A 6,336-nucleotide genomic window follows, 5' to 3' on the forward strand; every position below is an offset into this window, starting at 1 on the left:
CCGAGAAACGAAGGCGGGGCTCGTAGGGGAGAAACGATGAGCGACGCATCCGTCGGTGCGCGGCGGACGAGGGCCGTGGTCCGTGCGCCACAGAGCTTCGTCGCAGGCATCGTGCTGATCCTGCTCGGGATATTCGGCATCTGGGCCGCGAGCGATCTGCCGCGCGGCACCCTTGGATCCATGGGACCCGGGATGCTGCCGCACTGGGTGGCGATCGGCGTCGTCATTTGCGGAAGCGTCCTCGTCGGCGCGGGGCTCCTGCGCGACGGTGCGGGTCTCCAAGCCTTCGGCCTGCGCGGCCCCCTCACCGTCGTTCTGGCGATCCTCGCCTTCGCGCTCACGATCCGCCCCTTCGCGATCGGCTCCTTCGCCACTCCGGGGCTCGGCCTCGTCGTCGCGGGGCCGCTCGCGGTGGTCATCGGCGGCTATGCCACGCCGGAAGCGCGCCTGCGCGAACTCCTGATCCTGGCCCTGCTCCTCACGGCGGGCTGCATGCTGCTGTTCGGGGACATCCTGAACCTGCCGATCCCGATCTTCCCCACCGCGCTCATCGAGGCGGCGAGCGGCCGAGTTCCCTCACGGACGTTGCTGCGGCTCGGGGCCGGCGGCCTCGCGCTGGCGGGGCTGGCGCTGCTTGCCCTGCAGCGACGCTCGACCCGCCGGAGCCGGACCGACGTCTCCCGGCACGCGATGACGACCTGATCGGGAGCGTGGACACGTGACGGATCTCCTCGCCAATCTCGGCCTCGGCTTCGCCGTCGCGCTGAGCCTGCAGAACGTGACGCTCTGCTTCCTCGGCTGCCTCGTCGGCACCCTGATCGGCGTCCTGCCCGGCGTCGGGCCGATCGCCACCATCGCCATGCTGCTGCCGATCACCTTCGGGCTCGATCCCGTCGGCGCCCTCATCATGCTCGCGGGGATCTACTACGGGGCGCAGTATGGCGGCTCCACCACCGCCATCCTGGTCAACATCCCGGGGGAAGCGACCTCGGTCGTCACCACTCTCGACGGGCACCAGATGGCCCGCCAAGGCCGGGCCGGAGTTGCCCTCGGCATCGCGGCGATCGGCTCGTTCTTCGCCGGCACAGTCGCCACCCTGCTGATCGCGGCCCTCGGCGCCCCGCTGACGCGCCTCGCGCTGATCTTCGGACCGGCGGAGTACTTCGCCCTGATGGTGATGGGTCTGGCCTTCGCGGTGGTCCTCGCACACGGGTCCGTGCTCAAGGCCGTGGCGATGATCCTTGTCGGCATCCTGCTCGCGGCCGTGGGCACCGACCTCGAGACCGGCCAGGAGCGGATGACCTTCGGCCTCGCCTTCCTCACTGACGGTATCGACTTCTCGGTCCTGGCGATGGGTCTGTTCGGGGTCGCCGAGATCCTGCGCAACCTCGATCAGACCGAGACCCGCGAGATCGCCCGGGCGCGGATCGGCCGCCTGCTGCCGAGCCTGGCGGATCTCCGGCAGGCGGCGCCGGCGACGCTGCGCGGCACCGCCATCGGGGCGATCCTCGGCATCCTGCCGGGCAACGGCGCCGTGCTCGGTCCGTTTGCCGCCTACACGGTGGAGAAGCGCCTCGCGCGCGATCCGAGCCGCTTCGGCCGCGGCGCCATCGAGGGGGTCGCGGGTCCGGAGAGCGCCAACAACGCCGGCGCGCAGACGGCCTTCATCCCGCTCCTCACCCTCGGCATTCCGCCGAACGCCGTGATGGCGCTGATGGTCGGCGCCATGACGATCCACGGCATCGTTCCGGGCCCCGGCGTGATGACCAAGAACCCCAACCTGTTCTGGGGCATGATCGCGTCGATGTGGATCGGCAACCTGATGCTGCTGGTCATCAATCTGCCGCTCGTCGGCATCTGGGTGCGCCTGCTGAAGGTGCCCTATCGGCTGATGTTCCCGGCGATCCTGATGTTCTGTTCGATCGGCATCTACTCCATCAATTCGCTGCCGACCGACGTGATGCTGATCGCGGCCTTCGGGGTGTTCGGATACGGACTGATCAAGTTCGGCTTCGAGCCCGCGCCGATGCTGCTGGGCTTCGTGCTCGGCAAGCTCATGGAAGAGTACCTGCGACGCGCCCTCACGCTGTCGCGCGGCGACGCCCTGGTGTTCCTCGAACGCCCGGTCAGCGCGGTGCTGTTCCTCGTCGCCTTCACCATCCTGGCGGCGGCGCTGCTGCCGTCGCTGCGGCGCGGCCGCGACGCAGTGTTCACGGAAGCCTAGCGGCGCAGGCGCACGGACCTTCTCCGGCGGCGGATACGACAATCTCGATACCAGAAGGATGCGAAACATGAGACGGGCTCTCGCCATCGGACTTCTGTCGGCGCTCGCCGCCGTCGGCGCCGCGGCCGACACCTACCCCCAGCGGCCGATCACCATGGTGGTGCCCTTCGCGGCCGGTGGGCCGACCGACGTGGTCGCGCGGATCGTCGCCGAGCCGATGTCGCGGGCGCTGGGCCAGCAGGTCGTCATCGAGAACGTCACCGGCGCCGGCGGCACCACCGGCATCACCCGCGCGTCCCAGGCCACGCCCGACGGCTACACCATCATGATGGGCCACATGGGCACGCACGGCGCGGCGCCGGCCCTGTTCAAGGGGCTGAAGTACGATCCCGCCAAGAGCTTCGATCCGGTCGGCCTCGCGGCCGGCACCCCCATCGTCATCGTCGCCAAGAAGGGCTTTCCGGCGCAGGACCTGAAAGGCTTCATCGAGGTGCTGAAGGCGCGCGGACCGGCGATCAACCAGGCCCATGCGGGCGTCGGATCCGTCTCGCACTCGACGGGCGTGCTGTTCAACTCGCTGACCGGCGCCAAACCCACGCTCGTCGTCTATCGCGGCACCGGGCCTGCGCTGAACGACCTGATGGCGGATCAGGTCGACTTCATGACGGACCAGATCGTCAACGTCGCACCGCAGATCGCCGGCGGCACGATCAAGGCCTACGCCATCGCGACGGCCGAGCGTTCCCCGAGCCTGCCCGACGTGCCGACGACGAAGGAGGCCGGGCTGCCCGGCTACGAGGTCAGCGCCTGGAACGCCGTGTTCGCGCCAAAGGGCCTGCCGGCGGATGTCCGCGCGAAGCTCGTCGCGGCCCTCGATACGGCACTCAAGGACCCCGCCACGACGAAACGCATCCTCGAACTCGGCGGCACGGTGCCGAAGGAGGCCGAAGCCGGCCCGGTTGCCCTGCAGGCGCTGGTGGAGCGCGAAGTCGCGCGCTGGACCCCGGTGCTTCGCTCCGCCGTCGAAACCAATCCGTAACCTCATCCGGACGTAACACCGGTCCGGTGCCGGCCCGTCCCGAAGGGAGCGGGCCGGCCCCGTCGATCCACGGGCCGTCCTTCCGCGGAGGGATATCCGGGTCGGCAAGCACCCGAGAGGCGCTTCATCGCTTCGCCCCAGCCGGAACACCAGAGGCGCTGACACCGTGGAATCCTACCTGACGTCGAGCTTCCTGCTATCGCTCCTGCAGATCGTCTGGATCGACATCATTCTGTCGGGCGACAATGCGGTGGTCATCGCCATGGCCTGCCGGGGCTTGCCCGAGCGGCAGCGGCGGATCGGCGTCTTCGCCGGCGCCTTCGCGGCGGCCCTGCTGCGAATCGCCTTCGCGGTCATCATCTCGCAATTGCTGGCGATTCCGCTCCTGAAGGTCGTGGGCGGGCTCATCCTGCTGCACATCGCGGTCAAGCTCGTGCGCGGCGAGGCGGAGGACGAGAGCGACATCCGGGCGAATTCGAGCCTTCCGAAGGCGATCTGGACCATCGTGGTGGCGGATGCCGTCATGAGTTTCGACAACGTCGTGGCGGTGGCGGGTGCCGCCAAGGGGCACGACGAACTCTTCATCATCGGTCTCGCCCTGTCGGTGCCGCTCCTCGTGGTCGGCGCCAGCCTGATCACCCGGTTGATCGATCGGTTCCCGATCCTGATCTGGTTCGGCGGCGGATTGCTGGGCTGGGTGGCGGGCGAGATGATCGCCACGGACCGGATGGTCCAGCAGGTCCTGGCCGACGGGCTGCCGGCGACCCTGCAGGGCGTCCTGCCGCACGCGATCGGCGCCCTCGGTGCGGCCCTCGTGGTGGGCATCGGCCTGCTCCTGAGGCGCCGGTCCGACCGGGCGATCGCGCACGAGCAGGCGGCGGCGGTGGGCCGTGCCGAGGCGGACGTGCTCGGCGGTTGATCCGTCCTGGCCGGAACGTCGTCGGTCAGGACGCCAAGCGCCCCCCTCGGGAGGGGGGCGCAGCGCGCTGAAAGACCGAGGCCGCTTCCCGAACATCGTCGGGCGGGCGCGGTGCCTTTCAGAGGCGTGCAGTCGGGAACCGGGGTGAAACGTGCGATGTGAGCCGCACTGGCGATGGCGAGGAGACGCAGAGCTGTCCTGAAGGGCTGTCTCGCAAGGCAAGCGCGCTCAACGCGATATGCCACCGGCCGTCGACCCGATTCGGCGCGCGCAGCGCCCACCGCATAGTCGCGCGGTCTTTCGGTTTTGGCCAATGCGTGGCAGGCGTTTCCTGCCGGTCCGGGCATACCCCGCGACTCCGAAGACAGGACGCTGCCATGCCGAATTGGATCGAACACACGATCTGGTGGCAGGTCTTCCCGCTCGGCTTCGTCGGAGCCGAGCCCGAGGCCATCGGGGAAGCGCCCGTCGTGCATCGCCTGGGTCACATCCAGGCCTGGCTCGACTATGCCGTCGAACTCGGTGCCACCGGGCTGGCCCTCGGACCGGTCTTCGCCGCCGCGACGCACGGCTACGACACGATCGACCCCTTCCGGATCGATTCCCGCCTCGGCGACACGGCGGACCTCGTCGCGTTGATCGAGGCCGCCCATGCGCGAGGCCTGCGCGTGCTCCTCGACGGCGTCTTCAACCATGTCGGCCGCGACCATCCGGCCTTCGTCGAGGTCCTGGCGCTGGGACCGCAGGCGCCGCGAGCCGGGTGGTTCAGGCTGTCCTGGCCCCGCGGCACCGATCCGGGCACGGAGCCGGACTACGCCTGCTTCGAAGGACACCGGCAGCTGGTGACGCTCAACCACGACGCGCCCGCCGTGGCCGACTACGTCGTCTCGGTCATGACGCACTGGCTCGCCCTGGGGGTGGATGGCTGGCGCCTCGATGCGGCCTATGCCGTGCCCCGGCGCTTCTGGTCCGACGTCCTGGCACGCGTGCGGTCGGTCCATCCGGACGCCTACGTCGTGGGCGAGGTCATCCACGGCGATTACGCCGCCATCGTGCGCGACACCGGCATGGATGCGGTGACGCAGTATGAACTCTGGAAGGCGATCTGGAGCGCACTCAACGACCGCAACCTGTTCGAACTGGCCCATGCGCTCGACCGTCACAACGGCTTTCTCGACGCCTTCGTGCCGCTGACCTTCGTGGGCAACCACGACGTCACCCGGATCGCGAGCCGCCTCGCGGACGAACGCCACCTCCCCCACGCCCTCGCGATCCTGCTGGTCTGCGGCGGCACGCCCTCGATCTATGCGGGCGACGAGCAGGCTTTCCGCGGCGTGAAGGAGGATCGTATCGGCGGGGACGATGCGATCCGCCCGGCCTTCCCGGACACGCCCGCCGGGCTCGCCCCCTATGGCTGGCCGATCTACCGCCTGTACCAGGCACTGATCGCCCTGCGCCGCGGCCTTGCCTGCCTGCACCGCGCCCGCACGCGGACGCTGCACCTGACGAACGAACAGCTCGTCCTCGCGGTGGGTGACAGAAGCCAGCACCTTCTCCTCGCCCTGAACCTCGCCGACACGGGCATCCTCCTGCCCGCGCCCGACGCGCGCACCGTCGCGGCCGGGGATGCATCGCTGGCGGCGGCCGGAACGCCGGACGCGCGGGTAAGCCTCCGGCCTCACGGCTGGGCCGTCCTGACGGTCTGATTTCGCGGTCCGACATGCCAAAGCAGCCATCCGTCGAGCGATCTGCCGGTCGGCGCCTCCCGACGCGCCTGCGATGCGGGTTTGGCTTGATCGGTGCGATATCGCACAGCCGGTCGAAGACCGTGCAATCTTCGCACGGCGGTGGGTCGGAAGGCTCAAGTGCCGATCCGACCGATCGAAGTCGGCCTCTCGGCGATTCTCTCCAGGTCGGCGAAGAAAAGATTCGGCAAGCGCTCCGACGAGGCGATCCTGCCCGAGGATAGCCTTGCGCGATACGAACGACCGCGCTCCGTCTCTGTCGGCTCTTTACGCGCCAAACAGGGGCGTGCTGTCGGCATCGCGCCACGTTTACAGGCAGCGATCGAGGCCCATAGCGGAGACATCAGCTGCGAAACGATCGCGCTTAAGTCGCGAATATGACTGTGATGATTGGCGGAGAGGGGGGGAT

At 69.1% G+C, this 6,336-nt stretch carries 6 protein-coding genes; 5 read left to right on the forward strand and 1 reads right to left on the reverse strand.

The window, feature by feature from the left end:
- The first annotated feature begins 36 nt into the window (after positions 1–36).
- From K2X24_RS04370 to K2X24_RS04390, 5 genes are all read left to right on the forward strand, one after another.
- Positions 37–702, forward strand: a complete 666-nt coding sequence (locus tag K2X24_RS04370; RefSeq protein ID WP_292495024.1) for a tripartite tricarboxylate transporter TctB family protein — start codon at positions 37–39, stop codon at positions 700–702.
- Between the two features lie 16 nt (positions 703–718).
- On the forward strand, positions 719–2,224 hold the full coding sequence (locus tag K2X24_RS04375; RefSeq protein ID WP_292495026.1) for a tripartite tricarboxylate transporter permease: 1,506 nt from the start codon (positions 719–721) through the stop codon (positions 2,222–2,224).
- 67 nt (positions 2,225–2,291) lie between these two features.
- Positions 2,292–3,263, forward strand: coding sequence for a tripartite tricarboxylate transporter substrate-binding protein (locus K2X24_RS04380; RefSeq protein WP_292495028.1), 972 nt, complete (start codon positions 2,292–2,294; stop codon positions 3,261–3,263).
- 166 nt (positions 3,264–3,429) lie between these two features.
- Positions 3,430–4,182, forward strand: coding sequence for a TerC family protein (locus K2X24_RS04385; protein WP_292495030.1), 753 nt, complete (start codon positions 3,430–3,432; stop codon positions 4,180–4,182).
- 377 nt (positions 4,183–4,559) lie between these two features.
- Positions 4,560–5,888 carry an alpha-amylase family protein gene (locus K2X24_RS04390; RefSeq protein WP_292495032.1) on the forward strand — a complete coding sequence of 443 codons (1,329 nt, stop codon included), beginning with the start codon at positions 4,560–4,562 and terminating at the stop codon, positions 5,886–5,888.
- Positions 5,889–6,043: 155 nt separating this feature from the next.
- On the opposite strand, the gene K2X24_RS04395 is transcribed toward K2X24_RS04390, so the two are convergent.
- The coding region (locus K2X24_RS04395; protein WP_292495034.1) for a hypothetical protein at positions 6,044–6,336 on the reverse strand (293 nt) is incomplete at its 5' end.

This window comes from Methylobacterium sp., assembly GCF_019750675.1.
Lineage (GTDB): Bacteria > Pseudomonadota > Alphaproteobacteria > Rhizobiales > Beijerinckiaceae > Methylobacterium.